Below are 24,610 nucleotides of genomic sequence, written 5' to 3' on the forward strand. Positions count from 1 at the left end.
ACCTGAGCCAATTTAGGCGCCGCTGATGACATTTTGATGTCGACGATCGGTCGGCCTACATTTTTCGAGCGGTGATGCTCAGGCTTGCGAGTAAGCGTAGACCATGGCTAAAGGGCTGATACGAAAGGACTTGGCCGTGAATTTGCAGGTGTCTGGCGCAACCGTTCGGCGGCTTTGTCATCTGCCAGTCACAAGCAGTGCCTAGGCTTGCAGGGAGTTGATGGAGCCAGTTTGAATCACGGTTCTGCCCCGAAACAGTGCTGGTCTAGTCCAGATAGGTAACGTTGATGCGCATCGAGACAACCAAAGCGGTGACAGCCATCGGGCAGGTTCTGCAAGAACAGCTCGACCATGGCCTGTTGGCGCCCGGGAGCAAACTGCCGGCCGAGCGCAAGCTCAGTGAGTTGTTCGGCACCACGCGTATCACGGTGCGTGAAGCCTTGTTGCAACTGGAAGCCCAAGGGCAGATTTATCGGGAGGAACGCCGTGGCTGGTTCGTGTCGCCACCGCGTCTGGCTTACAACTTGATGCAGCGCAGTCACTTCCACGCGATGGTCAGTGCGCAGGGGCGGGTGCCGTCCACCGAGGTGATTTCGGCGCGGTTGCAACCGGCGTCGGCGGCGGTGTGTGCGTGGTTGCAGTTGCCGGCGCTGTCCAGTGTGATTCAGATCTGCCGGGCGCGGCGCATTGATGAGCGGCTGGTGCTCTATGTGGAGCACTACCTGAATCCGCAGTACTTTCCGGGGATTCTGGATTTCGATCTGAATCAGTCGATCACCGAGTTGTACGCCAGGCATTACGACTTGCACTACGGTCGGGTGCGTTTCGAGATCGTGCCGACGGCGTTGTCGGTGGATGCGGCGGCAGCGTTACGGGTGTCGGTGGGGAGCCCGGGGTTGCGGATTGCTCGGGTCAACTACGATCAGCACGAGCGGTTGATCGATTGCGACCTGGAGTTTTGGCGCCATGATGCGATTCATGTCGGGGTGGATGTGGTTTAGCCAGGGAGACCGCGTCGCTCCCATCGCGAGCAGGCTCACTCCTACATTGGAATGCATTTCAAATGTAGGAGTGAGCCTGCTCGCGATGGCGTCCTCACAGCCACCCTATCAATCAAGTAGCAGATACATCCTTCTGCGGCCCACCACCGGCCGTCAGCACCTGCACACTCATTCGCGGCATCGCCAGGTCCATCCCGGCCTCATCCAGATGCCGCTTCAGCGACAGATTGAACGCCCGTGAAACTTCCCACTGCTTGATCGGTGCAGTCTTGAACCGCGCCCGAAGAATCGCGTTGCCCGACTCGAAACTTTCGACACCCTGGATCTCCAGTGGCGACCAGATATTGCGCCGTTGCAGCGGGTCGGTGCGCATTTTCTGGCCGACTTCGCGCATCAGTTTGATCGCCTCGTCGATGTCCATGCTGGCGGGCACCGCCACCCGGAAGATCGCGTAGCCGAATTCCCGGGAGTAGTTCTTGATGCTTTTGATTTCGCTGAACGGAATGGTATGGACGATGCCGTCGATGTCCCGCAGGCGAACGGTGCGGATGGTCAGGCCTTCGACAGTGCCGAGGTGGCCGCCGACATCCACGTAGTCATCGATAGCCAGGGAATCTTCGATGATGATGAACAGGCCGGTGATCAAATCCGCGACCAGCGATTGCGCACCGAAACCGATGGCCAGGCCGATCACGCCGGCACCGGCCAGCAGTGGCGTGACGTTCATGCCCATGTTCGCCAGCGCGACGATCAGCGCAATGATGAAAATCGCCACGAACAGCACGTTGCGGATCAGCGGCATCATTGTCTGCGCGCGGGCGTTGGCCAGGCCTTTGCGCGAGCGGGTGAGGGCGTGGTGCACCGCGGTGTCGCTGAGGATCCAGATCAGCCAGGCAAAAATCAGCGTACCGGCGAGGCTGAACAGTTTGACGCTGACTTCATGGCCTTCGCCTTCGGTGAAGGCAATCAGCGACATGCCCCAGACTCGCAGGCCCAGTTCGATGAACACCAGCCAGACCACGAGATGGGCGAGGGTGTAGAAGAAACTTTTCAGGCGCTCTGAATACAGCGCATGACGCTTCACACCCTTTTGCGGTTTAAGCGAATGACGACGAACCAGGCCGTTGATGACCATGCACAACACCAGCAGCACGGTGCAGATCAGCGCCTGGCGCAATGCGGTGCTGGTGTCGCCCGCCGAGACGAAGGTGGCGAACAGCGAGATGCCCACCAGCACCAGCGCGGGCACGTACCAGAAGGTGCCGAGAATCTCGATGGTGTCGCTGAGCGCGCGGCGCGTCAGACGTCGGGACAACGGCTGGTTGCGGATCAGGTGGGCGATGGGGCGGCGGAAACGCAGGATGAACAGCCCGGTGGACAGCGCCGCCAGGACGTTGGCGACGGTGGCGGCGGAGTGGGCCAGGTGACTGCCCAGGCTGGCGACCAGGCGCGGATCGCTCAGTGCTTCACCGAATGCGGCGAAACTGCCGATCAGCCACAACGGTCGAAAGGCTTGATGGCGCAGGATGTACAAGGCCCGATGACGATGCGGGCCGTCGAGCAAGGAAAACGCGATCACGCAGATCGCCGAAAAACAGGTGCCGACCACCAGCGCGTAGGCCAGCACCATGGCCAGGCTTTTGCCCAAGGATGAGGGCAGGGCATAGCTCATGTAGACCGTGATGACCAAGGCAATCAGCCACGGCCCGAGTTTGCGCAGGGCGAAGCGCAACATGTCCAGGGCCTTGGGGTGTTGCGGCAGTTCTTCGGTGAGGCCGAAGCGCATGCGCACCCGGTGACTGACCCAGATCAGCGCAGCGGCCAGCAGGCTCCAGACCATCAGAATCATGGCGAAGGCAAAGATGATCGGCAGCCACTCGTTGGCCGGCAGCATCAGCGCGGTCAGTTCGTCTTTGGCCAGGTCAAATTCTTCGGACCAGCGCGTGAGCGGGCTGTCGGCACCGGAAAACTGTTTTTCGAAGGTGGCCAGTGTGCCGCCGATCAGGCCGAGCACGCCTTCTTCGGCGGCCGGCTGAGCTTTTTTGGTGACGTCGCGCAGCTTTTTCAGGTCCGCCAGCAGTTTGCTCCGCTGCTGATCGTTCTCCAGCGACTTGATGACTTCGTCCAGTGATTGGCCCAGCGGTTCTTGCGCTTCTGGCTGGGCCTTTGCCGAACTGTTGAGCAAGCCCGGCAAACCGACCGCCTGGGCAGGCGCCATCGGCAGCAGCGTCATCAGGCAGACAAGGAGGAAACACGGCAGGGCGAAAAGACGAGCGAACACTAGGCGGTCAACCTCGGGGGGGACGGATCGGCCGAGTGTACGAGCCCGTCAAAATCAATGCGAGCCAGGGACAGGATTTATTCGTTGAGTTTGGCGAGGATCTTGAACACCACGGTGGCGAGGATCGTCAGCATGCCGATCCACATGGCGAACACGCCGGCGTTTTTGTCGCGGAAGTTGAAGCCGATTGCCAGCAAGATCATCCCGGCGAGAATGGGGATCAGCATGGCATGGAATGAAGACATCGAGATCATGGGTGACTGCCTTGTCGAAGGGGATAGCTTGAGTCTAGGTGGCTTTTGGGCGACCGGTGGTCAGAGATCAATCATGAATGCGGCGCGATCATTGTGGCGAGGCAGCTTGCTCCCGCTGGGTTGCGAAGCAACCCCAAACCCAGCTATCGCGATCTTTCAGACAGCACGCATTCACCGGGGGTTGCGACTGCTGCGCAGTCGAGCGGGAGCAAGCTCCCTCGCCACAGATAGCATTCCGGCCATTCATTGGCGCGAAATTACGGCAATTCCTGGCAGGCGTAGAACGCGCTCAGCACTTTGACCAAGTGGGCCAAGTCGTGGCTGCCGCACAGTTCACGGATCGAGTGCATGGCGAACGTCGGCAGGCCGATGTCCACGGTGCGCACGCCCAGGTGGCTGGCGGTGATCGGGCCGATAGTCGAGCCGCAGCCCATGTCGCTGCGTACCACGAAGCTTTGCACCGGCACCTCTTCGGCCATGCACAGATGGCGGAAGAACCCGGCGGTTTCGCTGTTGGTGGCGTAGCGCTGGTTGCTGTTGACCTTGATCACCGGGCCGGCGTTGAGTTTCGGGCCGTGGTTGGCGTCGTGCTTTTCCGAATAGTTGGGGTGCACGCCGTGGGCATTGTCGGCCGAGACCAGCAAGGATTTCTGAATGGTGCGCACGAATTCGTCACCTTCAGGCAGCAGGCGACGCAAGGTTTGCTCGAGCATCGGACCATCGGCCCCGCACGCCGAGCAGGAACCGACTTCTTCGTGGTCGTTGCACACCAGCACGCAGGTTTCGTCGGTTTCCGCAGTCAGCAAGGCTTGCAGGCCGGCATAGCACGACAGCAAGTTGTCCAGGCGCGCGCCCGCGATGAAGTCGCCATGCAAACCGATAATGGCGGCGCTCTGAGTGTCGTAGAAGCTCAGCTCGTAGTCGAGCACCACGTCGGCATTCAGGCCATGTTCCAGCGCCAGCTGATTGGTGAGCACGGCGCGGAAGTCCACACGCTCGTCACCGGCAAATTGCGCGAGGATCGGGGGCAGTTCGGTCTGGGCGTTGATGGCCCAACCCATATTGGCTTCACGATTGAGGTGGATCGCCAGGTTCGGGATGGTGGCGATCGGCGCCTTGAAGTCGATCAGTTGGCTCTCGACCTTGCCGTCGCGGCGGAACGTCACGCGGCCGGCCAGGGACAAGTCGCGGTCAAACCACGGCGCCAGCAGCGCACCGCCGTAGACTTCGACGCCCAGTTGCCAGAAACCCTGGCGCTGCAATTCCGGCTGGGGTTTGACCCGCAGGCACGGGCTGTCGGTGTGGGCGCCGACCAGGCGAATGCCGCCATGCAGCGGCGAATGCCGTCCCATCTTGATCGCGACGATCGACGAGTCATTGCGGGTGACGTAGTAACGACCGTTGGCTTCAGTGGTCCAGGGCTCGCGCTCGTCAAGGCGCACAAAACCCGCCGCTTCCAGACGCTGAACGAGGCTGGCAGTGGCATGGAACGGGGTAGGGGAGGCCTTGAGGAAGTCGATCAGGCCTTGGTTCAACTCTTCGCGCATAAGAAGCTCCAGACAGCAGTGGGCGGGAGTTTAACGTATTGGCCGAGGCCTTTGGGCATGACGTGAACCGGTCACGTCAGCTGGCAGCCTCTACCCGCTTTTTCAGGTACTTCATGATAATCCGCTCATCTTCGGGCTTTTCTGGCTTGGGCAATTGCGGGGGCCAGGCGTTCTGATGAGTCTCCAGCAGCTTTTTCTGTTGAGCCTTGTCCCAGCGAAGGATCTCCCGCGAGGCACATTCCCACCATTCGTGGCGGCAGGCCGTGTAGTACGGATGATCGGGTGCCGCGCTGCCGTAAAGCAGATCGCGGCCGACTTTGCGCAGGGCGCCACTCTGGTTACGCAGCTTCCATTTGATTTTCAGGCGCTGCCAGGCCGATGGGAAGGGTTTGACCCGCGGCACGTCCTGGCACAGTTCGACCAGCTCCTGGCTGAACCGCTCGCCATGCTGAGAAAAGAAATACGCTTGCATCGCATGGAAAAAGCGTTTTTCCGCTAAGTAGTGATAGATGTATTTTTTCGCTTCATGAACCGGTTTGTCGCGCATGGCGAACGACAGGGCGATCTGCTCGATGGTGTGGATGTCGAAGCCGTCCCGGGTCCATTCGTCGATGAGCGTGATCGACTCTTCGAACAGGGCGCTGTCGCGGTCGGTCACGCCGCACAATCCGCTGTTGTACAGCTTGAAACCATTGTCCGCGCTGACGCCGTGAGCCTGCAGGCAACCGCCGAGCTTCACATAGTCGGGACGTTCACACACGTCCTGCCAGTCGTACTCGAAGCGATCCATCAAGTAGTGCTGCGGCTGAATCTGGTTGAAGATCAGGTTCGGGTCGCTGGTGAACAGCGTGTCGGTGTCGACGAACAGGGTTTTTTCAGCATGCTGCAGGCCGGCGGCAATCGCGCAGGCCTTGCGACGATGGTGATAGCCGTTTTCGCCTTGCCACAGGGTCAGGGTTTCCTGGGTCAGCATGACCGTTTCGACCGGCCAGCCGGCGTAGTCCTGAGGACGATCCGTGAGGATTCGGATGCTCGGGAGCTTGCCGTTCTTCGCGTGGGACAGCGCGGTCAAGATACTGAACTTGGCTTCACGCCGGTAAACGTCCTGGTTGCCGTAGATCAGGTAGAGCAGTTGGTGTCGGGTTTTCTTGACGGGTGTTGCCAGGGAATCGGTAAAACGCATCCGGATGGGGATCCTTTCAAAACGGGCGACTGCGTGTCAGGCAGTGCTTAAAACGGTGCCGGGCATTCGAAACGCAAGCGTTCGCCGGTCTGAGGATGGGTGAAGCTGAGCATGCTGGCGTGCAGGCACAGGCGCGGCCAGGCGGCCAGGGCCTGTTCGTGGGCGTAGAGCCCGTCACCCAGCAGCGGGTGGCCGATGGAAAGCATGTGTACGCGTAGCTGGTGGGAACGGCCGGTGATCGGCGTCAGTTCGACGCGGCACCAGTCGCCACAACGTTCCAGCACTCGCCAGAAGGTCAGGGCGTGTTTGCCGAACTCGTGGTCCACCACGTGGCGTGGCTTGGTCGGCGGATCGTAGCGCAAGGGCAGGTCGATGCTGCCGCTGTCCAGTTCCGGTTGTCCCCAGCACAGGGCGGTGTAGGCTTTTTCGGTTTCGCGGTCGTGAAATTGCCGAGACAACTCGCGATGAGTGTCCGGGTCACGGGCCAACAGGATGATGCCGGACGTTTCCCAGTCCAGGCGATGGACGATTCGCGCTTCCGGGTAGCCGTTTTCTTGCAGGCGGGTGATCAGGCAGTCCTTGTTGTCATCGGCCCGGCCAGGGACAGAGAGCAGCAGGGTCGGTTTATCCACCACCAGTACGGCGGCGTCCTCATGGATGATGCGGATGTTGGACAACGGCATTAAAACAGCCTCGTAACAAACGCCAACGGCGACTCAGGCCCCCGCATCCGTAGGAGCGAAGCTTGCTCGCGAACACATCATCTCGGTCTATCAGATACACCGAGTTGCCTGCTTCGCGAGCAAGTTTCGCTCCTACAAAAGCGTAAGGGCCTGAGCCGCCGTGGCTCCCGCTGGACCGACTAGCGATCCGGCAGGGTGATATTGAGTTCCAGGATCGAGCAGCTGCCCTGGTTTTCCAGCGCGACATGCACGTCGTCGGACCCGATATTGACGTACTTGCGGATTACTTCCACCAGTTCCTTCTGCAAGGCTGGCAAGTAGTCCGGTGTACTGCGTTGGCCGCGTTCATGCGCCACGATGATCTGTAGACGCTCTTTCGCTACCGACGCGGTGCTGACCTTTTTGCTGGCACGAAAGAAGTCAAAAAGATTCATTATCTACCTCCAAACAGGCGCTCGAAGAAGCCCTTCTTCGTGATATCGATAAATCGATGCGGCTTTTCCTTGCCCAGCAGACGATCGACTGCATCGCTGTATGCCTGACCGGCGTCGCTCTGGTCGTCGAGAATCACGGGCACGCCCGAGTTGGAAGCCTTGAGTACCGCTTGGGATTCCGGGATGACACCCAGCAGGGCAACCGCCAGGATTTCCTTGACGTCTTCAACGCCCAGCATTTCGCCATCGCTGACGCGCTGCGGGTTGTAGCGGGTCAGCAGCAAGTGTTCCTTGATCGGGTCTTCGCCGTTTTCGGCGCGACGGGATTTGCTGGCCAACAGGCCCAGCATGCGATCCGAGTCACGTACCGAGGACACTTCCGGGTTGGTCACGATAATCGCTTCATCAGCGAAGTACATGGCCAGGTGGGCGCCTTTCTCGATGCCGGCCGGGGAGTCGCAGACCACGTATTCGAAGTCTTCTTTCAACGCCATCAGGACTTTTTCTACGCCTTCCACGGTCAGCGCGTCTTTGTCGCGGGTCTGACTGGCGGCCAGGACGTAGAGGTTTTCCAGGCGTTTGTCTTTGATCAGGGCTTGTTGCAGGTTGGCTTCGCCGTTCACAACGTTGACGAAGTCATACACCACACGGCGCTCGCAACCCATGATCAGGTCGAGGTTACGCAAACCGACGTCGAAGTCGACGATCACTGTTTTGTGGCCGCGCAGTGCGAGGCCGGTACCGATAGCGGCGCTGGTGGTGGTCTTACCCACACCACCCTTGCCGGATGTAACCACTAGAATCTTGGCCAAGGTGTTTCACCCCTAAGGAAAAAGGACTTTTAGCCCCTGAAAAACATCTCTTGAAAAACTACTGCAGTCGGACAGCCTTGGCTGGAATCCGGTCCAGAACAGCGATAAACACTGCGTTTGGCCTTTTTCCTACTTCGTTTGAGCCGTTTTCGCTACGTTTTAGAGATGCTTGGAAAATGCGGCAGTATCCGTTAAAGCCGAATGATGTTCAACACGTCGCCTGACAGGCTGACTTGCACGCCCGCGCCCCACAAAGGGTCACGGCGCAAATCCTCGGAAACCTTGTAGTGGCCGGCGATGGAGACCAGTTCAGCGCTCATCTGCTGACAGAAAATCCTGGCTTTCGTGTCGCCTTTGACCCCGGCCAGCACGCGACCGCGCATCGGACCGTATACATGGATGTTCCCATCGGCGAGAAGTTCCGCACCCGGGCTGACCGAGGAGATCACCACCAGGTCGCAGCCCTGGGCATAAATCTGCTGGCCACCACGTACTGGCGACGTGATGATTTTCGTCGGTTTGATGGTCGGCTCTGGCGGCTTTTCCGGCTTTTTCTTCACCTGGCCTTCGAGCGGGTCGAGGGGACGCTCACGGGCGCCGGATGGCGGCAGCACCGGCAAATCCACCGCGATGGCGGCGGCGATGTCTTCGATGCGGCTGGCACGGATCGCCAGGGTGCGCAGGCCATGCTGGCGGCACACGCGCATCAGGCCCGGCAGATCGACCGCGCCTTCGCTGGCCGGGAGTTTGTCCAGGGCCAGCACCAGCGGCGCATTGCTGAAGAAATTAGGCGCCTGGGCGACCTTGGCGGCCAGTTGCCGATCAAGGTTCTCGAGGTCGTTGCGGGCCAGTTCCAGCACCGTAATGGCGAGCATGCTGCCCTTCAACTGGAACACGGGATCCTGGTCTTGCGGTTCGGTTTGGCTCATGGTCGGCATACAACGGCTTGTCACTAAAAGTGCCGAGACTTATAACGAGAACGCCCGCAAGCCGCAAGCCGGGTCGAACGATGTAGAATGCGCGGCCATTGTCTTTCCGGAACCTTTAATGGATCGCCCGCGTTTTCGAAAAACATTTCTTATGCCGCGTTTCTGGCCACTGTGGTGTGGCTTGGGGCTGTTGTGGCTGATTGTTCAGTTGCCATATCCGGCGCTGCTGTTCATCGGTCGCTTGTTGGGCGCCTTGATGTATCGGCTGGCCGGCGACCGACGGCGCATTGCCAAACGCAATCTGGAACTGTGTTTCCCTGAAAAGTCCGCCGACGAGCGCAAGCGCCTGCTCAAGGAAAACTTCGCCTCCACCGGCATCGCTTTCTTTGAAATGGCCATGAGCTGGTGGTGGTCGCGTCAGCGTCTGGCGAAGCTGGCCCATGTCGAAGGCCTGGAGCACCTGAAAAAGGCCCAGCGCGAAGGCAAGGGCGTGATCCTGATGGCGGTGCATTTCACCACGCTGGAAATCGGCGCGGCGCTGTTGGGGCAGCAGCACACCATCGACGGCATGTACCGCGAACACAAGAATCCTTTGTTCGACTACATCCAGCGCCGGGGCCGCGAGCGGCACAATCTCGATTCGCTGGCCGTGGAGCGCGACGACGTGCGCGGCATGCTCAAATTGCTGCGGGCCGGTCGGGCGATCTGGTACGCACCGGATCAGGACTACGGCGCCAAGCAGAGCATCTTTGTGCCGCTGTTCGGGATTCAGGCCGCGACGGTCACGGCCACCAGCAAATTCGCCCGGCTGGGCAAGGCGCTGGTGGTTCCGTTCACCCAGGAGCGTCTGGCGGACGGCAGCGGCTATCGGTTGATGATCCACCCACCGCTCGAAGGTTTCCCTGGCGAGACCGAAGAGGCCGATTGCCTGCGCATCAATCAGTGGGTCGAAGGCGCTCTGCGTGAGTGCCCCGAGCAATACCTCTGGGCCCATCGGCGCTTCAAGAGCCGTCCACCGGGCGAGCCGAAGCTGTACAAGAAACGCGGCTGATCCCTTTTTTGCACCATGGAGTGTTGCGATGAGTCCTGCTGAACCGGTTACAGGGTTGATTCTTTCCGGCGGCGGGGCTCGGGCGGCGTATCAGGTGGGCGTGCTGGCGGCGATTGCGGAGTTGCTGCCAGTGGGCGCGGCGAATCCGTTTCCGGTGATTGTCGGTACCTCGGCCGGGGCGATCAATGCAGTGAGCCTGGCCAGCGGGGCGATGGACTTTCGTGGCGCGATCGAGCGCCTGACTGCGTTCTGGCAGGGTTTTCGCAGTCACTTGGTGCTGCGCAGCGACTGGCCGGGCGTGATCCATCAGGCCAGCCGCTTCGTCAGCCACAGTTTGCTCGGCATCGGCGCTCAGGTTCCGGTGGCCTTGCTCAACAGTTCGCCGCTGCGCGGGTTGCTCAACGACAAATTGCACATGAACGGCATCGCTGAGGCCATTGCCCAGAAGCAGTTGCAGGCGGTGGCGGTCACGGCATTCGGTTATGAGTCCGGGCAGGCCGTCACGTTCTATCAGGGGGGCGGCACCATCGATGCATGGTTGCGCCATCGGCGGATCGGCGTGCCCACGCAATTGACCGTCGATCACTTGCTGGCCAGTTCAGCGATTCCCTTGTTGTTCGCACCGGTAAAAATCGGCGAAGAGTATTTCGGCGATGGCGCGGTGCGCCAATCGGCACCGATCAGCCCGGCCCTGCACCTGGGCGCCAGCCGCGTGCTGGTGGTGGGCGTCAGCGGCAACCCGCGCGGGGTCGACCCGGAGCAACCGCTGCAACGCGCCTACACCGGTCAGCAGCCGACCCTCGCGCAGATCGGCGGGCACATGCTCAACAGCACGTTCATTGACAGTCTGGAAAGTGACATCGAGTTGCTGCAGCGTCTGAATCAGTTCAGTCACTTGCTGCCCGACGGCACGCCGATGCGCGCGTTGGGCGTGGCGCCAGTGGACGTGTTGGTGATTTCGCCGAGTCAGCCGATCGATGAAATTGCCGCGCGGCATCGGCAGGAATTGCCAGCGGCGTTGCGCCTGTTTCTGCGCGGGCCGGGGGCGACCAAGACGAGCGGGGCGGGGGTGTTGAGTTATCTGCTGTTCGAGGCGGGGTATTGCAGCGAGCTGATTGATCTGGGGCGGCGGGATGCGTTGGCCAAGCGCGGGGAGTTGTGCCGGTTTCTGGGGTTGTCGGAGCCTGTGGTTACGGCCTGAGATCGGCGGTGTTGCTATCGCTAGCAGGCTAGCTCCCACAGGGGATCTTCAGCGCGACGAAGATCAACTGTGGGAGCTAGCCTGCTAGCGATGGCGTCCTTAGAGACGCCGTCGGATCAGAAGTGAACCTTGACCAGGAAACTGGTCACGCTCTGATCAGTCTTGAAACCCTGGCTGTCTTCGATGCCGTACTTGTTTTTCCAGTAGTCATACTCGACGCCGACGTACAACTGCTTTTCGCCCAGGTTCAGTGCCTTGCCCAGGTCGTATTTGACCTGCGGATTGAAGTGCAGGTTGGCGTGATATTCGCCTTTTTTGTTGACGTCGTTGTCGACCACCCAGTCCATGAAGCCATCGATCAGGATGTTCGAGTCGCCGACCGGAATGGTGTAGGACCAGACCGGGGTGACCTGCCAGATGTTGTCACCCGGACGGTCGCCTTCGGTATGGCGGTTGTAGAAGTTCAGCTGGAAGTAGTCGAACCCAGGGATCGCCAGGTCGAAACCGGGACCGATCAGGTAGGACTCGGTATCGTTTTCCCCGAACTCGTAAGTCATGGCCAGCAGCACGTCTTTGACCGGGCCAAACGTAAGCTTCTGGTCGAAGATCTTGTTGAACGACAGACGCGGGCTGAATTCGCCGTAGTAGGTGTTCTCACCGGCGAAGGCGTCTTCCTTGCCGTTGTAGAAGATCTTGTCGATGAAGAAGAAGTTGTCGCCATATTTCCAGCCGTCGGCGTGTTCGAAGGTCACCGTCTGCTGAATGCGCGGGTTGACCTGGAAGTCCTTGCCATACAGATAAGTCAGGCTGTTGTCCTGCCATTGCAGCAAGTCGCCGGCCATGGCCTGGCCCCCGGCCAGTAACGATCCCGCGAGCATCAGGCTGGTGCACGTACGTTTCATTCGGTTGCTCCCAAAAAGTAGGTGGTTCCACGTTATTTTTCTAAGGTCGACGCTCTGGTGTGGCGCCTTTTTCTGTAGCGGTAAAAAATCATCCAGTCGGTCAGCTTCAGTGCTGATAGCAAGAGCTGAGCCAAGGCGTTCGAAAAGCCAAAAAACTCCCGCTCGGCTGCTCAAGAGCAGTCGATTGAGAGGGGTTTTGGAGTGCCTTGGAACCGTGCAGAGCCGGGATAAGTTGGCTTTCTGGTCAGGAATTAAATCCGGGCTTTTTTTTAAAGCGGATTCAGGCGGCCGCGGAGAATACTGACTCCTTGGCCAGGTCTCAAGTGCCCCGCAACAGCGCACCGACGACAGGTTTGGAGCACGGTTGCGGGCCATCTTAAAAGTGCACCTTCACCAGCAGGCTGGTGGTGTTTTCATTGGTGTCGAAGTTGCCGTTGTTTTCGATGCCGTACTTGTCTTTCCAATAGCTGTACTCGACGCCGACGTACACCTGTTTCTCCCGCCAGCCCAGGGCCTTGCCCAGGTCGTACTTGATCTGCGGGTTGACGTGCAAGTTGGCGTGGTAGGTGCCCTGTGAGTTCTGGTCGTTATCCACGACCCAGTCGATGTAGCCGTCGATCAACAGGTTCGAGTTGCCCAATGGCAGGGAGTAGGACCAGGCCGGCGTGATCTGCCAGACATCGTCGCCAGGGCGCGAGCCTTCGGTCTGGCGATAGTAGAAGTTCAAGGTGAAAAAGTTGAAGCCGGGAACCGCGAGGTCGAAACCGGGGCCGATCAGGTAGGCCTCGGTGTCGTCTTCGCCATTCTCGTAGGTCATGGCCAGCAACACGTCCTTGATCGGGCCGAACTCGAAACGGCGGTCGAGGATTTTGCCGAAGGAGAGGCGCGGGCTGAACTCGCCGTAATAGGCGTGAACGCCTTTGTTCCGGTCTTTCTCGCCGTTGTAGTAAGTGCTGTCGACGAACAGAAAGTTGTCGCCGTACTTCCAGCGGTCGGCATGCTCAAAGGTTATCGTCTGCTGGATCGACGGGTTGACCGCAAAATCCTTGCCGTACAAATAGCTCAGACTGTTGGTCTGCCACAGCAGTAAATCGCCAGCCATGGCCTGGCTTGCGGCCAGAAGGCCACTGCCCAACAGCAGGTTTTTCTGTGTCCGAATCATCTGTTGCTCCCTCTTGTTTTTATTTTTGCAAGGCGCAGGCAGTCCCCGACCTTTTAGGAGTTGGCTTGCTGGCGATGAGGTCAGAACATCCAATTTTGATGTCGTCTGACACGCCGCCTTCGCCAGCAAACCGGCTCCTAAAGGGTTCGTGCGTTGCTGACTTAATGCGAGTGGGCGTGACAGTCGTTGATCGCGGCGCGTTCTTTGCCGCCAAGAATGTTGAACAGCAGGTTCAGCGACAGCGCACTCAACGTCGCCATCGCAATGCCGCTGTGGGTGATCGGACTCATCCACAACGGCAAGTGCGCGAAGAACTCCGGACGCACCACGGGAATCAGTCCCATGCCGATGCTCACCGCCACCAGCAACTGGTTGCGACGGTCACCGATGTCGGCTTCCTGAAGAATCTTGATCCCGGTGGCGGCCACCATGCCGAACATCGCAATCGCTGCGCCGCCCAGTACCGCCGGTGGAATCGAGGCCACCAGAAACGCCGCTTTCGGCAACAGGCTCAATACCACCAGCAAACCGCCGGCAACGATGGTCACCGAGCGGCAACGCACGCCGGTCATCTGCACCAGGCCGATGTTTTGCGCGAACGAAGAGTGGGTGAAGGTGTTGAAGAAACCGGCGAAGAACGAGGCGCCGGCATCACACAGCAAGCCGCGGCGCAGCATCCGTGGGCAGACTTCCTGGCCGGTGATTTTGCCCAGCGCGAGGAACATCCCGGTGGACTCGACGAAGATGATCACCACCACCAGGCACATGGACAGGATGGGTGCGAGTTCAAACGTGGGCATGCCGAAGTGCAGCGGGGTGACAATCTGCACCCAGGGCGCATCCGCCATGCCGCTGAGGTCGACCATGCCGATCAGCCCGCAGATTACGTAGCCCAGGCACATGCCGATCAACACGGAAATGTTGACCCAGAACCCGCGCATGAAGCGGTGGACCAGCAGAATGGTGGCCAGCACCAGCGCGGCAATGGCCAGGTAAATCGGTGAGCCGAATTGAGTGGCGCCGGCACCGCCGCCCGCCCAATTGACGGCCACGGGGAACAGCGACAAACCGATCGAGGTGATGACCGTGCCGGTCACCAGCGGCGGGAAGAAGCGCACGACTTTGGACATGAACGGCGCGATGATCATGCCGAAGAAACCGGCGGCGATGGTTGCACCGAAGATTCCTTGCAGGCCGATCCCGGGCATGCCGGCCATGGCGACCATGCTGCCGACGGCGGCGAAACTGGCGCCCATCATCACCGGCATACGGATGCCCATCGGGCCGATGCCCAGCGATTGCACGATGGTCGCGATCCCGGCCACCAGCAGGTCGGCGTTGATCAGGAAGGCGATTTCTTCACGACTCAGGCCGGCGGCCTGCCCGATGATCAGCGGCACCGCGATGGCGCCGCCGTACATCAGCAGAACGTGTTGCAGGCCGACCAGGATCAGTTGCAAAAGGGGCAAACGCTGAATTGCGGGTGCGTCGGGGATGCGTGCTTCGGATAGCTCGGACATGCAACACCTCGGATCTTTTTTATTCTTGTGATTTTGTGCATCAGGATTGACCGCGGCGCGGCCATTCGCGGGCAAGTCGGATCGCCGCACCGCTCGCTCCTACAGGGACACTGCATATCCGTAGGAGCGAGCGGTGTGGCGATCCGACTTGCCCGCGAAGCTTTTCAACGGTTAGTTGGTCGGAGCGCCCTGAACAATCCACGCCCCGATCAGGTCACGTTCCTGCTGGGTCATCTGGGTGATGTTGCCCAGTGGCATGATCTGGCTGGTAACGGCCTGAGCCTGGATGCGCGCTGCGTTCTGGCGGATCTGCTCGGGGGTGTCGAACATCACACCGGCCGGAGCCGCGCTGAACAATGGGCTGGTCGGTTTGGCCGAATGGCACACCGAGCAACGTTCCTGGATCACGCTGTGCACCTTGTCGAAACTCGGGCCGGCGTTGGACGCCTGGACCGGTGCTTCAGCAGGCTTCGCAGCGGCAGGTTTGGCACCACCACCGATGGCGGTTTCCGGCAGCGGCTGGTACTCGATGGTGCCAGGCGCCTTGGCCACTTCAGGTGCGCTCGGCATTTGCGCCGGGCCGGTAACGTAAGCCAGGCAGATCATGCCAACAGCCGCGACAGGCAGAGTCCAGGCAAACTTGTGGCTGTCATGACGGGTGTTGAAGTAGTGACGCACCAACACCGCCAGCACTGCGATCCCGGCCAGGATCAGCCAGTTGTATTGGCTGCCGTAGGTGCTCGGGAAGTGGTTGCTGATCATGATGAACAGCACCGGCAAGGTGAAGTAGTTGTTGTGACGCGAACGCAGCAAGCCTTTGGCCGGCAGTGCCGGGTCCGGCGTGCGGTTTTCGGCAATCGCCGCCACCAATGCTCGTTGCGCCGGCATGATGATGCGGAACACGTTGCCGACCATGATGGTGCCGATGATCGCGCCGACGTGCAGGTACGCACCACGACCGCTGAACACTTTGCTGAAGCCGTAAGCGGCGCCAATGATCAGCACGAACAGGATGAAGCCTAGCAGGGCAGGGCGTTTGCCCAGGGCCGAGTCGCAGAGGAAGGAGTAGATGAACCAGCCGACGAACAACGAGGCGATTCCCAGTGCGACCCCTTCAGGGCCGGTCAGGCTGCTGCCCGGTGCCAGCAGGTACAGCGTCGGGTTGGAGTAGAACACCACGCACAGCAGCGCGATCCCCGACAACCAGGTGAAGTAGGCTTCCCATTTGAACCAGTGCAGGTTGTCCGGCATGGTCGGCGGGGCCAGTTTGTATTTTTCCAGGTGGTAGATACCGCCGCCGTGGATCGCCCACAGATCGCCCGCCAGACCACTTTTCGGGTTGACCCGATTGAGGTTGTTTTCCAGCCAGACGAAATAGAACGACGCACCGATCCAGGCCACGCCAGTAATCATGTGAACCCAGCGCACGCTCAGGTTCAGCCATTCCAACAGATGTGCTTCCACAGTCTTTACCTCTCGCCTGTCACTCTGTTGTCGAGTGATCAGACCTTCTCTTATTGGTGGGGGGCAAGGATCAAACGCTCATCCTCTTTGAAAAAATGCTCATCGCAGTTATTGCCTGTGCCACTGCGATCAACCACCAGGAAGTCATCCCGCTTTTCGATCGTCAGCACCGGATGGTGCCAAACGCCGCGATGGTAATTAATGCCCTGCCTGCCGTTGGTGACGAAGGCGCGGACCAAGCCTGATACAGGTTCATCGCCAAGTGGCGCGACCACGATCAGAAAGGGGTTGCCGAGCAGCGGAATGAACGCCTGACTGCCCAGCGGGTGACGCTCCAGCATGCTGACGGTCAGCGGCATGTCCTGCGCGTCGGCGCGGAAAATGCTGATGATCGCGTTGTCCTCTGGCGTGGCGGTTTGCACCGTCGCCAGTTTGTGAAAGCGCATGGTCGAACCGTTGTTGATCATGAAGTGATCGCTGCCGTCGGTTTCGATCACGTCACCGAAAGGGGCGAAGGCTTCTTTGGTCAGCGGTTCAATCGTCAATGTGCGCATGCTGGTCTTCTTTTCCGAATTCAATGTTGTTTGTTCTGGCGTCTTCGCGGGCAAGCCTCGCTCCTACGGTCGGTGATGCCCGTAGGCGCGAGGCTTGCCCGCGAAGGGCGCGCCGCTTATTTAGCGACCTTGCCCAATACCCGCAGGCGGCTCACGCCCCCATCCGGGAACACGTTCAGGCGGATGTGGGTGATCGGGCCCAGGGCCTTGATCTGTTCGGCGAAGGTGTGTTCGGCGTGCATTTCCAGTTTCTGCGCCGGCAGCAGTTCACGCCAGAACAGCGATTGGGTTTCGATCTGGCTGTCGGTGCCGCCCTTCACGAACGCGCCCTGGATCGAGCACGTGTCCGGGTAGTTGCCCTTGAAGTGCAGGGTGTCGACGATGACTTTTTCGATCTCGCCGGCATGACCCAGCGCGACGATGACCCAGTCGTTACCCGGCGTGCGACGACGTGCAGTTTCCCAGCCGTCGCCCATGTTGATGCCACGGCCCGGGTTGAGGATGTTGCTCATGCGGCCGAAGTGTTCGTCGGAGCAGGCGAGGGCGCGGCCACCGTTGAGGGCTGCTGCCAGGTCAACCTGTTCGTTGTCGCCGACAGCGGACCAGTCGCGGAACGGAATACCGTAGACACGCAGACGGGCCACGCCACCATCCGGGTAGATGTTGAAACGCAAGTGGCTGAAGGCCTGGTCATTGCTGATTTCGTGGTAATGGTGGCTGTTGCCTTGCAGCTCGACGGCGGACAGCACTTCAGTCCACTGGGTGTTGTCGTCCGGCTCGCCCGAGGCCAGGAAGCAGGCTTCCAGGGAGGCCGACGGCGGGAAGTTGCCGGTGAAGAATGAAGTGTCGATGTCCACGCCTTTAATCGATCCCGGAACGCCCAGGCGGATGACGGCGCTGTCGTAGCCTTCAAAGCGCTTGCGGCGCGACTCCCAGCCGTCCATCCACTTGCCGTTGTCATCGAACACGCCCTCCTTCCATACGGCCGGGGTCGGTTGGAACAGACGGTTGGCGTCTGCGAACCAGTCATCGGTGACCGAGATGATTTTGGTGCCCAGGCGGGCGTCGGCCAGGTTGACGAACTTCTCGAAAGGTACGGCGTAAGCTTTCATTCTTCTTGTCTGCCTTTAATAAGTTGGCTTGGGATGCTTGCAGGGCCCTGGGAAACGCAAGCGTTCTAGAGGTTTCTCGGGCCAAGCTTGCTAGAGAGTCAGTAAACGGAACAGGGCGATCTTGTTAATCTCCGCCAGCGCGCATTTGAATTCGGTATCCGCCGAATTGTGAATGCGCGTTTCGAACGCCGCGAGGATCTGATGCCGGTTGCTGCCTTTTACCGCCATGATGAAGGGAAACTTGAACTTGGCCTTGTAGGCGTCATTCAGCTCGGTGAAGCGTTGAAACTCTTCGGCCGTGCATTGGTGAATCCCCGCGCCCGACTGTTCTTCAGTACTGGCCGCGGTAAGCTGGCCCTGGACAGCGGCTTTGCCGGCCAGGTCCGGGTGAGTGTTGATCAGGGCCAGTTGGCTTTGATGATCGGCGCTCAACAGGATGTCGCTCATGCGCTGGTGCAGGGTTTCGATCTCATCGATCGAGGCGTCCTGCCCCAGGTCAAAGGCCTTCTCGGCCACCCATGGCGAATGTTCGTAGATATCGGCGAACGCGGCGACAAACGCGTCGCGGCTCAGGCTCGAAGGTTTGACGGTCTGGAAGGTGCTCATTGGGCAGCCCCTTGGTACGGGTGGGTTTCGTGCCAGTGGCGAGCGATGTCGACGCGACGGCTGAACCACACCTGTTCATGACTTTTAGCGTATTCGATAAAGCGCTTGAGCGAGGCCAGGCGCGCCGGACGGCCGATCAGGCGGCAGTGCAGGCCGATCGACAGCATCTTCGGTGCTTCGGCGCCTTCGGCATACAGCACGTCGAACGCGTCTTTGAGGTATTCAAAGAAATCGTCGCCCTTGTTGAAACCCTGGACCTGGGTGAAACGCATGTCGTTGGTGTCCAGGGTGTACGGAATCACCAGGTGCGGCTTGCCGGTCGGGTTGTTCGGTTCCCAGTAGGGCAGGTCGTCGTCGTAGGTGTCGCAGTCGTAGAGGAAACCGCCTTCTTCCATCACCAGGCGACGGGTGTTCGGGCCGGTGCGGCCGGTGTACCAGCCCAGCGGGCGTTCGCCAGTGATTTCGGTGAGGACGCGGATCGCTTCGAGCATGTGCTCGCGTTCCTGCGCCTCATCCATGTACTGATAGTCGATCCAGCGGTAGCCGTGGCTGCAGATCTCGTGGCCGGCATCGACCATCGCGCGAATCACGTCCGGGTGACGCTGGGCGGCCATGGCCACGGCGAAGATGGTCAGCGGAATGTCGAATTCCTTGAACAGTTTCAGAATCCGCCAGACGCCGGCGCGGCTGCCATACTCGTAAAGGGATTCCATGCTCATGTTGCGCGCGCCTTGCAGCGGCTGCGCCGAGACCATTTCCGAGAGGAAGGCTTCGGATTCTTTATCGCCGTGCAGGATATTGCGCTCGCCACCTTCCTCGTAATTGAGCACGAACGACAGGGCGATGCGGGCATTGCCGGGCCAGTGTGGGTGAGGAGGGTTACTGCCGTAACCGATCAGGTCGCGTGGGTAGTCAGCGCTCACTGCAGTCTTCCTTCTTGTTCGTTGACAGGTTGTGTGGCGGCCTGGCGGTGAGATGACAGGCTGGCGTCACAGCGATGGGCTGATTGTATACAACTTTATGTTCACTTTGTAAGCCTGATTTTTTGCATTTTTGATGAGCTGTCATCTTTGCATGTTATTGCAAGAAACCTGCCCGAATGGTCAGCTAATGGATGGAAGGACCTTTTAGCGCATGGTTTGGCGTCAGATTTGTTATGAAATCCTGGATGGCGGCACTGGTTGGAAAAATGTCGTTTTTATTGTGTACAATTTTTTTGAAAAGTGTCTTAATCAGTCGCTCGCCGCAGCGTTTCGTGCTCCGAACCGGTGCGGTCTCCTTTCAACTGACTTCGGGAGGCGCGAGGTCTGACTGCTCCATGCAGGCAGGCGCGCAGAATCAATGGGACGTTTGACTACACACGTTTTGGACGCTGCACACGGTTGCCCGGGCAGCTCGATCAAGGTCGAGTTGTACCGCGTTGAAGGCTCGCAGCTGGAATTGGTCGCCAGCGCGATCACCAACAGCGACGGCCGTGTCGACGCACCGTTGCTGCAAGGCGATGACTACCGTTCCGGGGTCTATCAGGTTCAGTTTCATGCGGGCGATTACTACCGCGCCCGTGGTGTTCAGTTGCCGGAACCGGCGTTCCTGGACGTGGTGGTGCTGCGGTTCGGCATCTCTGCGGAACAGGATCACTACCATGTGCCATTGCTGATTTCGCCTTACAGCTATTCCACGTACCGCGGCAGCTGATCCCCCAAGCAGCTGCCTCAACCTGGAAGCGACTGCGCATATAGCTTCTTTGGTCTTTCGCCCGCTCACACTGCGGGCTTTTTTTTGTCTTGTGTTTGGCACGGATACCTTGGGTTGCACCCCGCTGATGGACGGCGAGGTGCGCACGTTTCGCTATCAGCGTTCCTTGATGATGAACACCGAAGGGCTTCCAGCGAGCAGGTGCTGGACGCCGCCCATCAGCCATACCACATCACCCTTCGCATCGGCGGTAACCAGTGACTGGTGCGCTTCGTCGCCGATTCGCGTCTTCAGATGAGGGTCGTCAAGCTCTGCCATGGACGGCGGCAGAATTTCAATCGCATCGGTCTCCACACGTCCCACTTTCAAAAAGTACACCTTGTCGTGATTGGGCCTTTTAAATACCAGCGTTGGAGGCGTGAGCTGAACATTCTCTACGTTTGCGGGAAGGAAGACCTTGTAACCGCTGTGGCCCAGTATCGACGCGAGCAACAACGAAAGTCGCCCCGGCGCGTTGGGCAACTCGGTGTAGAACTGCCAGGCATGAGTGCTCTCGGGGTTGAAGTTCAACTGCTGTAAAGGCGTCACGGAATCCGGAGCGTGTAATTCGACGATGCGTCTGGCGCCATCATTACTGGACGCAACAGGCAACATGTCCAATGGGTCGCCGAGCCGTGGCACGCCCAGGTTCGATTTGCCCTCCCAGTAGCGAAAGGTTTGCTTCATTCGGGCCAAACCGCTGCCGTTGAACTCCGCCGACTCGTTGGATAGCTCAAATAGTCGCTTGGCGACGGCGCGGGATGTCGGCTCGGTGAAACCCTTGTAAACATCCGCGACCTGTTGCGTCAGTGTTTTCTCAAAGAGCCGAGCAGCGCCGTCGACTTTCCGGGTATTTGTTGCGGCGTGGTGGCTGGTGGCAACGGGTTGCAACGAAGGTGCCTCTTGCAACATGCGCTCGAAGGCCTCGAAGCGTGAGGGCGCAAATTCCGGGTGTTGAATGAACACGAGGGGGAGCTGATCGGCCATTGGCCCCTTTGGCACGATCGGATAATGGAGTTGGCCGATCATGATGGATTCCACCGAATCAGGCTTGGTTATTTTCCCCCAGGAGGCCCATAAATACGGGTTGTCATTCAGGGTGGCAGCAGGAGGGTTGTTATCGGCCACGGGGTTGGCCGCCTCGACCTGTTCGTCCAGACGAGGGCGCTTGCCTGGGGTGGGTCCTGAATCTTCAGCGTCTGAGGCCGGTGTGTTGGTTGCCTTGCGTTGCCAAAGTGTCATCCCTTCAATGTTTTCGAGTAACGGGCCCGAAGGGATCAATTCGCTCGTCGAGGAGGCCTGATAGTGGCCGTCCGTATTTTTGCGGACCATGACCGTGCCTTCTTCCGTCACGTCGACATAGGTTCTCTTCAGCTTGTCGTAACGAAGACCGTTGGCATCGGGTGACGTCAGTTTGTCGGCCAGATGCCGAGGAATGATCTCCAGCGTTTCCTGCCTCACGGGAACGCTTGCGATGGGAAGGACCATGCCCTCGCGAGTGATTTTCCACTGCGCCTGGCCAGGCACCTTCGTGAGGATCGGCCCGGGTTGGCCCGGGGCAAACGGAAGAGGCACCTGGTAGTCGCCTCTCGCGTTTGCCCTGATCAGAAAAATGCCTTCCTCTCCAATATCGGCGTAAAGCTGCTGCTGGCGGCTCATGAAAAGCCCGGTGTCGGCGATGCTGAATAGTTCGTCGACCTTGTTCCGAGGCCAGGAAATCATGCGGGTAGCCATCTCGGCATCGCTTGTAGGGTTAGCCGACATGTCGCTAACGACGACAGGCTGACGAGGCAAGGTACTTTGCGATGAACCTGGCACATTGGCGTCTGAAACGGGATTGGCGTCTCCCCGCGATGTGCCAACCGTTGCGGCCTGATGGCCGCCTCGTACCCGGCTGTCTTCTGACGAAGACCTTGGAAGTGTTGTCGAGGTATCAGGTGTATTGGAAGTTGAAACTCTTTTTGGTGGTTTGGCCATCGGTCGTATTCCTGAATGTTTATATAAGTGGGTAATGTTTAAACAATAAGTATCTGAGGCCCGATAAGGGGCGTTTAATGATGTGCGGCTATCACTGAAGAAACGCGGTATCAGCGCTCTCTGATAATAAAAACAGACTGCCATCCAGACGGCGTTGTTTGAACGCCGCCTAATAACCAGACAATGTTGTTTTGTTGGTCGGCGGTAATGAGCGCTTGCCGGGCTTCATTCCCCACCTGTGAAGCTAACGCCTGGTGGGCAAGTTCGGGCGCAAGAGACGGTTTTAGTCCAATCGCATTTTTCTCGACGATACCGAGTTTCAGGAAGTAAACCTTGTCATGACCCTCGCGTTTGAAAATCAACTTGGGATTGCGATGTTCATTCAATAAAGGAAACACGTCATACCCGTTGCGGATCAATGCGGTGCTGACTAACCGTTTGAGGTTGTAGTCAGAGCGATCCGCGACAAAGCTGTCCCATTCCATCTGGAAATGCCTGGGGAGGAAGTCCAGCCTGCGCAAGGGTTCGCCAAATTCCGGAGGCACCATGGAAATGATTGTCCCCTCATCATCCATGCGTGAAGCGACAGGCAATAAATCAATCGGATTTTCGAACTTTGCATCAAAGATGCCCGCCCGTTCCTTCCAGTGATCCAGCGTCAATATGGTGGTGTACAAGCCGTCGCGGGCGATTACCTCGGATCCCCCCGAATATTCGAATAGTCGCTTTGCGACAGCGCGCGAGGTGACCGGTGAAAAGTCCGGGAAGGTAGTTGAAACAGACTCTGTCATCGGTTTTTCAAACAATCGGCGGGTGCTATTCACAATCCACTTGCCATCGCTGTTCAGGACTACCGGTACGGGCTGCAACCAGGGTTTCGCGTGCAACATCTGTTCAAACAAGTCGAAACGAGAAGGCTGGAATTGGGGATGCTGGAGGTAATTCAAGACTTTTGGTACGTTTTTGACCTTGGGTACCGTTTCATAATGCAGTTCACCGATCTGTATGGATTCCGTTGAATGCGGCTTGTTGACCTTTCCCCAAGATGCCCACAGGTAGGGATTTTCATTGGTCGGGTGGGCGGGGTAGAGAGGAATATCCTGTTGCTCGGGTCCACGGGGGCCTGGCTGCTGTTCATGTTCCTCAAGGCGCTGGCGCTTGCTCGGACCGGCTTCTTCGACGGTGGAGGACGGTTGACGAGCCGTCAGTTGATCAGTGGTTTGCGTCGGAGCTTTACGTCGCCAGAATCGTGTCAGTCCAACCCTCTCGAGTACGGGGCCGGAAGGTGTCCATTCCTGGCCGAAGGTCGCCTGATAATCGCCATTCGCGTTTCTGACGACTTGAACAATGCCTTCGTCGAGCAACTCGACATAACTTCTCAGGTTGTGCCAACGAATTCCAAGCCTGTCAGCGGCGGGTAGTTTTCTGATCACCAGTGGATTGTTGATCAGATGGACGGGGGCCGCGAAGGTCGAAGCGGTCACGCGCGAACCCCCTTTTTGTTCGCCTGGAGTTGACGGAAAAATGGACCACAGCGGCTTGCCTTCAACCTTCTTCAGCACCGGTCCGGCATGGTCAGGGGCGAAAGGGAAATAGACTTGGTAGTCTCCGTTGGCGTTCGGTTCCACTCTGCCAATGCCTGCGTATTCAATGTGGGCATATAACCTTTGCTCTTTGCTCATGAAGAGCCCGGTGTCACCGATGCGTATCAGTTGATCAACCTGCTCAAGAGGCCAGGACACCCTATTCTCCGGTTGCAAAAAGGGGTGAGGAGTGCGAGCAGGCATGTGGGTGACAACCACGGGCTGTTGCTGGGAAGTGTCGCCTGGCAACGTATTTGAGGCAGGGACAGGGGGAGCGAGTTCTCCCTGCACGGGCGTGTCATTACGGCCGGACGGGCCGACCCTGGGCACGTCATCCTCAGAAGAGAGTCTGGTGGAGGATGATGAAGTGCCAGGCGTATTAGGGTTTGGAATTTTCTTGGGTGGTTTAGCCATGGCCGTAGATCCGATAATAATCTGGTGAAGGTCTGAATCAGGACTGGCCGCTGATACAGACGAAAAATTAGTTGGGTGAAAAGCAGGGCTCGTGAAGAAGCACGGCCCTGGAAAACACGGTGGTTAGTTTTGATTGGATCAGCCGTCGAGAGGCGATAGATATGTATAGGGTGTGGCGGTATTTGCTACAAAAGACGTCTGCCTAT

Annotated in this window: 22 protein-coding genes; 4 read left to right on the plus strand and 18 right to left on the minus strand. The window is 59.0% G+C overall.

Features of this window, described 5'->3' with window-relative positions; genetic code table 11:
- The first annotated feature begins 287 nt into the window (after positions 1–287).
- The gene (locus AB4N91_RS05855; protein ID WP_010456716.1) at positions 288–1,001 is read left to right on the plus strand and encodes a UTRA domain-containing protein; all 714 of its coding nucleotides are present in this window, start codon (positions 288–290) and stop codon (positions 999–1,001) included.
- A gap of 112 nt (positions 1,002–1,113) precedes the next feature.
- On the opposite strand, the gene AB4N91_RS05860 is transcribed toward AB4N91_RS05855, so the two are convergent.
- From AB4N91_RS05860 to minC, 8 genes are all read right to left on the minus strand, one after another.
- Positions 1,114–3,282 carry a mechanosensitive ion channel family protein gene (locus tag AB4N91_RS05860; protein WP_083376033.1) on the minus strand — a complete coding sequence of 723 codons (2,169 nt, stop codon included), beginning with the start codon at positions 3,280–3,282 and terminating at the stop codon, positions 1,114–1,116.
- A 77-nt stretch (positions 3,283–3,359) separates the two neighbouring features.
- On the minus strand, positions 3,360–3,536 hold the full coding sequence (locus tag AB4N91_RS05865) for a hypothetical protein (RefSeq protein WP_008031437.1): 177 nt from the start codon (positions 3,534–3,536) through the stop codon (positions 3,360–3,362).
- A gap of 257 nt (positions 3,537–3,793) precedes the next feature.
- A complete protein-coding gene (locus tag AB4N91_RS05870) occupies positions 3,794–5,083 on the minus strand; it encodes a M18 family aminopeptidase (protein WP_460112176.1) in 1,290 nt (429 codons plus the stop codon).
- Between the two features lie 76 nt (positions 5,084–5,159).
- Complete coding sequence (locus AB4N91_RS05875) at positions 5,160–6,266, minus strand: hypothetical protein (protein WP_460112177.1); 1,107 nt, start codon at positions 6,264–6,266, stop codon at positions 5,160–5,162.
- Between the two features lie 47 nt (positions 6,267–6,313).
- Positions 6,314–6,949: an RluA family pseudouridine synthase gene (locus tag AB4N91_RS05880; protein ID WP_460112178.1), complete on the minus strand. Its 636-nt coding sequence runs from the start codon at positions 6,947–6,949 to the stop codon at positions 6,314–6,316.
- 179 nt (positions 6,950–7,128) lie between these two features.
- A complete protein-coding gene (gene minE / locus AB4N91_RS05885; RefSeq protein ID WP_007898843.1) occupies positions 7,129–7,383 on the minus strand; it encodes a cell division topological specificity factor MinE in 255 nt (84 codons plus the stop codon).
- Positions 7,383–8,195 carry a septum site-determining protein MinD gene (gene minD / locus AB4N91_RS05890; RefSeq protein WP_010456697.1) on the minus strand — a complete coding sequence of 271 codons (813 nt, stop codon included), beginning with the start codon at positions 8,193–8,195 and terminating at the stop codon, positions 7,383–7,385. Before minD ends, minE begins: the two co-directional genes overlap by 1 nt.
- 191 nt (positions 8,196–8,386) lie before the next feature.
- Positions 8,387–9,124, minus strand: coding sequence for a septum site-determining protein MinC (minC, locus tag AB4N91_RS05895; protein WP_010456696.1), 738 nt, complete (start codon positions 9,122–9,124; stop codon positions 8,387–8,389).
- 118 nt (positions 9,125–9,242) lie between these two features.
- Between minC and AB4N91_RS05900 the strand changes: the two genes are divergently transcribed.
- Positions 9,243–10,175: a lipid A biosynthesis lauroyl acyltransferase gene (locus tag AB4N91_RS05900; protein WP_010456694.1), complete on the plus strand. Its 933-nt coding sequence runs from the start codon at positions 9,243–9,245 to the stop codon at positions 10,173–10,175.
- Between the two features lie 28 nt (positions 10,176–10,203).
- Positions 10,204–11,376, plus strand: coding sequence for a patatin-like phospholipase family protein (locus AB4N91_RS05905; RefSeq protein ID WP_077748165.1), 1,173 nt, complete (start codon positions 10,204–10,206; stop codon positions 11,374–11,376).
- A 116-nt stretch (positions 11,377–11,492) separates the two neighbouring features.
- Here the strand turns inward: AB4N91_RS05905 and AB4N91_RS05910 are convergent, their stop codons facing one another.
- The 8 genes from AB4N91_RS05910 to puuE form a co-directional block, all read right to left on the minus strand.
- Positions 11,493–12,278: an outer membrane protein OmpK gene (locus AB4N91_RS05910; RefSeq protein ID WP_010456690.1), complete on the minus strand. Its 786-nt coding sequence runs from the start codon at positions 12,276–12,278 to the stop codon at positions 11,493–11,495.
- 376 nt (positions 12,279–12,654) lie between these two features.
- The gene (locus AB4N91_RS05915) at positions 12,655–13,440 is read right to left on the minus strand and encodes an outer membrane protein OmpK (protein WP_460112179.1); all 786 of its coding nucleotides are present in this window, start codon (positions 13,438–13,440) and stop codon (positions 12,655–12,657) included.
- A 161-nt stretch (positions 13,441–13,601) separates the two neighbouring features.
- Positions 13,602–14,960: a nucleobase:cation symporter-2 family protein gene (locus AB4N91_RS05920; RefSeq protein WP_010456685.1), complete on the minus strand. Its 1,359-nt coding sequence runs from the start codon at positions 14,958–14,960 to the stop codon at positions 13,602–13,604.
- 171 nt (positions 14,961–15,131) lie between these two features.
- Positions 15,132–16,424, minus strand: coding sequence for a urate hydroxylase PuuD (locus tag AB4N91_RS05925; protein ID WP_010456683.1), 1,293 nt, complete (start codon positions 16,422–16,424; stop codon positions 15,132–15,134).
- A 50-nt stretch (positions 16,425–16,474) separates the two neighbouring features.
- Positions 16,475–16,978, minus strand: a complete 504-nt coding sequence (locus tag AB4N91_RS05930; RefSeq protein WP_010456681.1) for an ureidoglycolate lyase — start codon at positions 16,976–16,978, stop codon at positions 16,475–16,477.
- 116 nt (positions 16,979–17,094) lie between these two features.
- Positions 17,095–18,090: an allantoicase gene (alc, locus tag AB4N91_RS05935; RefSeq protein ID WP_059404692.1), complete on the minus strand. Its 996-nt coding sequence runs from the start codon at positions 18,088–18,090 to the stop codon at positions 17,095–17,097.
- A 90-nt stretch (positions 18,091–18,180) separates the two neighbouring features.
- The gene (gene uraD / locus AB4N91_RS05940; protein WP_169856717.1) at positions 18,181–18,696 is read right to left on the minus strand and encodes a 2-oxo-4-hydroxy-4-carboxy-5-ureidoimidazoline decarboxylase; all 516 of its coding nucleotides are present in this window, start codon (positions 18,694–18,696) and stop codon (positions 18,181–18,183) included.
- The gene (puuE, locus tag AB4N91_RS05945; protein ID WP_008031461.1) at positions 18,693–19,619 is read right to left on the minus strand and encodes an allantoinase PuuE; all 927 of its coding nucleotides are present in this window, start codon (positions 19,617–19,619) and stop codon (positions 18,693–18,695) included. The genes uraD and puuE overlap by 4 nt, the downstream gene beginning before the upstream one ends.
- A 418-nt stretch (positions 19,620–20,037) precedes the next feature.
- Between puuE and uraH the strand changes: the two genes are divergently transcribed.
- Entirely contained in the window at positions 20,038–20,391 is a 354-nt protein-coding gene (gene uraH, locus AB4N91_RS05950; protein WP_010456673.1) for a hydroxyisourate hydrolase, read from the plus strand.
- 156 nt (positions 20,392–20,547) lie between these two features.
- Here uraH and AB4N91_RS05955 read toward each other — a convergent pair whose 3' ends face one another.
- Both AB4N91_RS05955 and AB4N91_RS05960 read right to left on the minus strand, forming a co-directional pair.
- Entirely contained in the window at positions 20,548–22,407 is a 1,860-nt protein-coding gene (locus tag AB4N91_RS05955) for a hypothetical protein (RefSeq protein WP_460112180.1), read from the minus strand.
- Between the two features lie 110 nt (positions 22,408–22,517).
- A complete protein-coding gene (locus AB4N91_RS05960; RefSeq protein WP_460112181.1) occupies positions 22,518–24,404 on the minus strand; it encodes a hypothetical protein in 1,887 nt (628 codons plus the stop codon).
- Positions 24,405–24,610: the final 206 nt, after the last annotated feature.

The sequence above is a fragment of the Pseudomonas sp. H3_D04 genome (genome assembly GCF_054669175.1).

Excerpts from the sequence above, each read along its gene's own strand:
- uraD (WP_169856717.1), bottom strand. The coding sequence starts at position 18,696 with ATGAGCACCTTCCAGACCGTCAAACCTTCGAGCCTGAGCCGCGACGCG.
- AB4N91_RS05900 (WP_010456694.1), top strand. The coding sequence starts at position 9,243 with ATGGATCGCCCGCGTTTTCGAAAAACATTTCTTATGCCGCGTTTCTGG.
- AB4N91_RS05865 (WP_008031437.1), bottom strand. The coding sequence starts at position 3,536 with ATGATCTCGATGTCTTCATTCCATGCCATGCTGATCCCCATTCTCGCC.
- AB4N91_RS05910 (WP_010456690.1), bottom strand. The coding sequence starts at position 12,278 with ATGAAACGTACGTGCACCAGCCTGATGCTCGCGGGATCGTTACTGGCC.
- AB4N91_RS05955 (WP_460112180.1), bottom strand. The coding sequence starts at position 22,407 with ATGGCCAAACCACCAAAAAGAGTTTCAACTTCCAATACACCTGATACC.
- AB4N91_RS05905 (WP_077748165.1), top strand. The coding sequence starts at position 10,204 with ATGAGTCCTGCTGAACCGGTTACAGGGTTGATTCTTTCCGGCGGCGGG.
- AB4N91_RS05915 (WP_460112179.1), bottom strand. The coding sequence starts at position 13,440 with ATGATTCGGACACAGAAAAACCTGCTGTTGGGCAGTGGCCTTCTGGCC.
- AB4N91_RS05960 (WP_460112181.1), bottom strand. The coding sequence starts at position 24,404 with ATGGCTAAACCACCCAAGAAAATTCCAAACCCTAATACGCCTGGCACT.
- AB4N91_RS05870 (WP_460112176.1), bottom strand. The coding sequence starts at position 5,083 with ATGCGCGAAGAGTTGAACCAAGGCCTGATCGACTTCCTCAAGGCCTCC.
- AB4N91_RS05875 (WP_460112177.1), bottom strand. The coding sequence starts at position 6,266 with ATGCGTTTTACCGATTCCCTGGCAACACCCGTCAAGAAAACCCGACAC.
- minE (WP_007898843.1), bottom strand. The coding sequence starts at position 7,383 with ATGAATCTTTTTGACTTCTTTCGTGCCAGCAAAAAGGTCAGCACCGCG.
- alc (WP_059404692.1), bottom strand. The coding sequence starts at position 18,090 with ATGAAAGCTTACGCCGTACCTTTCGAGAAGTTCGTCAACCTGGCCGAC.
- minC (WP_010456696.1), bottom strand. The coding sequence starts at position 9,124 with ATGAGCCAAACCGAACCGCAAGACCAGGATCCCGTGTTCCAGTTGAAG.
- AB4N91_RS05930 (WP_010456681.1), bottom strand. The coding sequence starts at position 16,978 with ATGCGCACATTGACGATTGAACCGCTGACCAAAGAAGCCTTCGCCCCT.
- AB4N91_RS05855 (WP_010456716.1), top strand. The coding sequence starts at position 288 with ATGCGCATCGAGACAACCAAAGCGGTGACAGCCATCGGGCAGGTTCTG.
- uraH (WP_010456673.1), top strand. The coding sequence starts at position 20,038 with ATGGGACGTTTGACTACACACGTTTTGGACGCTGCACACGGTTGCCCG.
- AB4N91_RS05880 (WP_460112178.1), bottom strand. The coding sequence starts at position 6,949 with ATGCCGTTGTCCAACATCCGCATCATCCATGAGGACGCCGCCGTACTG.
- AB4N91_RS05920 (WP_010456685.1), bottom strand. The coding sequence starts at position 14,960 with ATGTCCGAGCTATCCGAAGCACGCATCCCCGACGCACCCGCAATTCAG.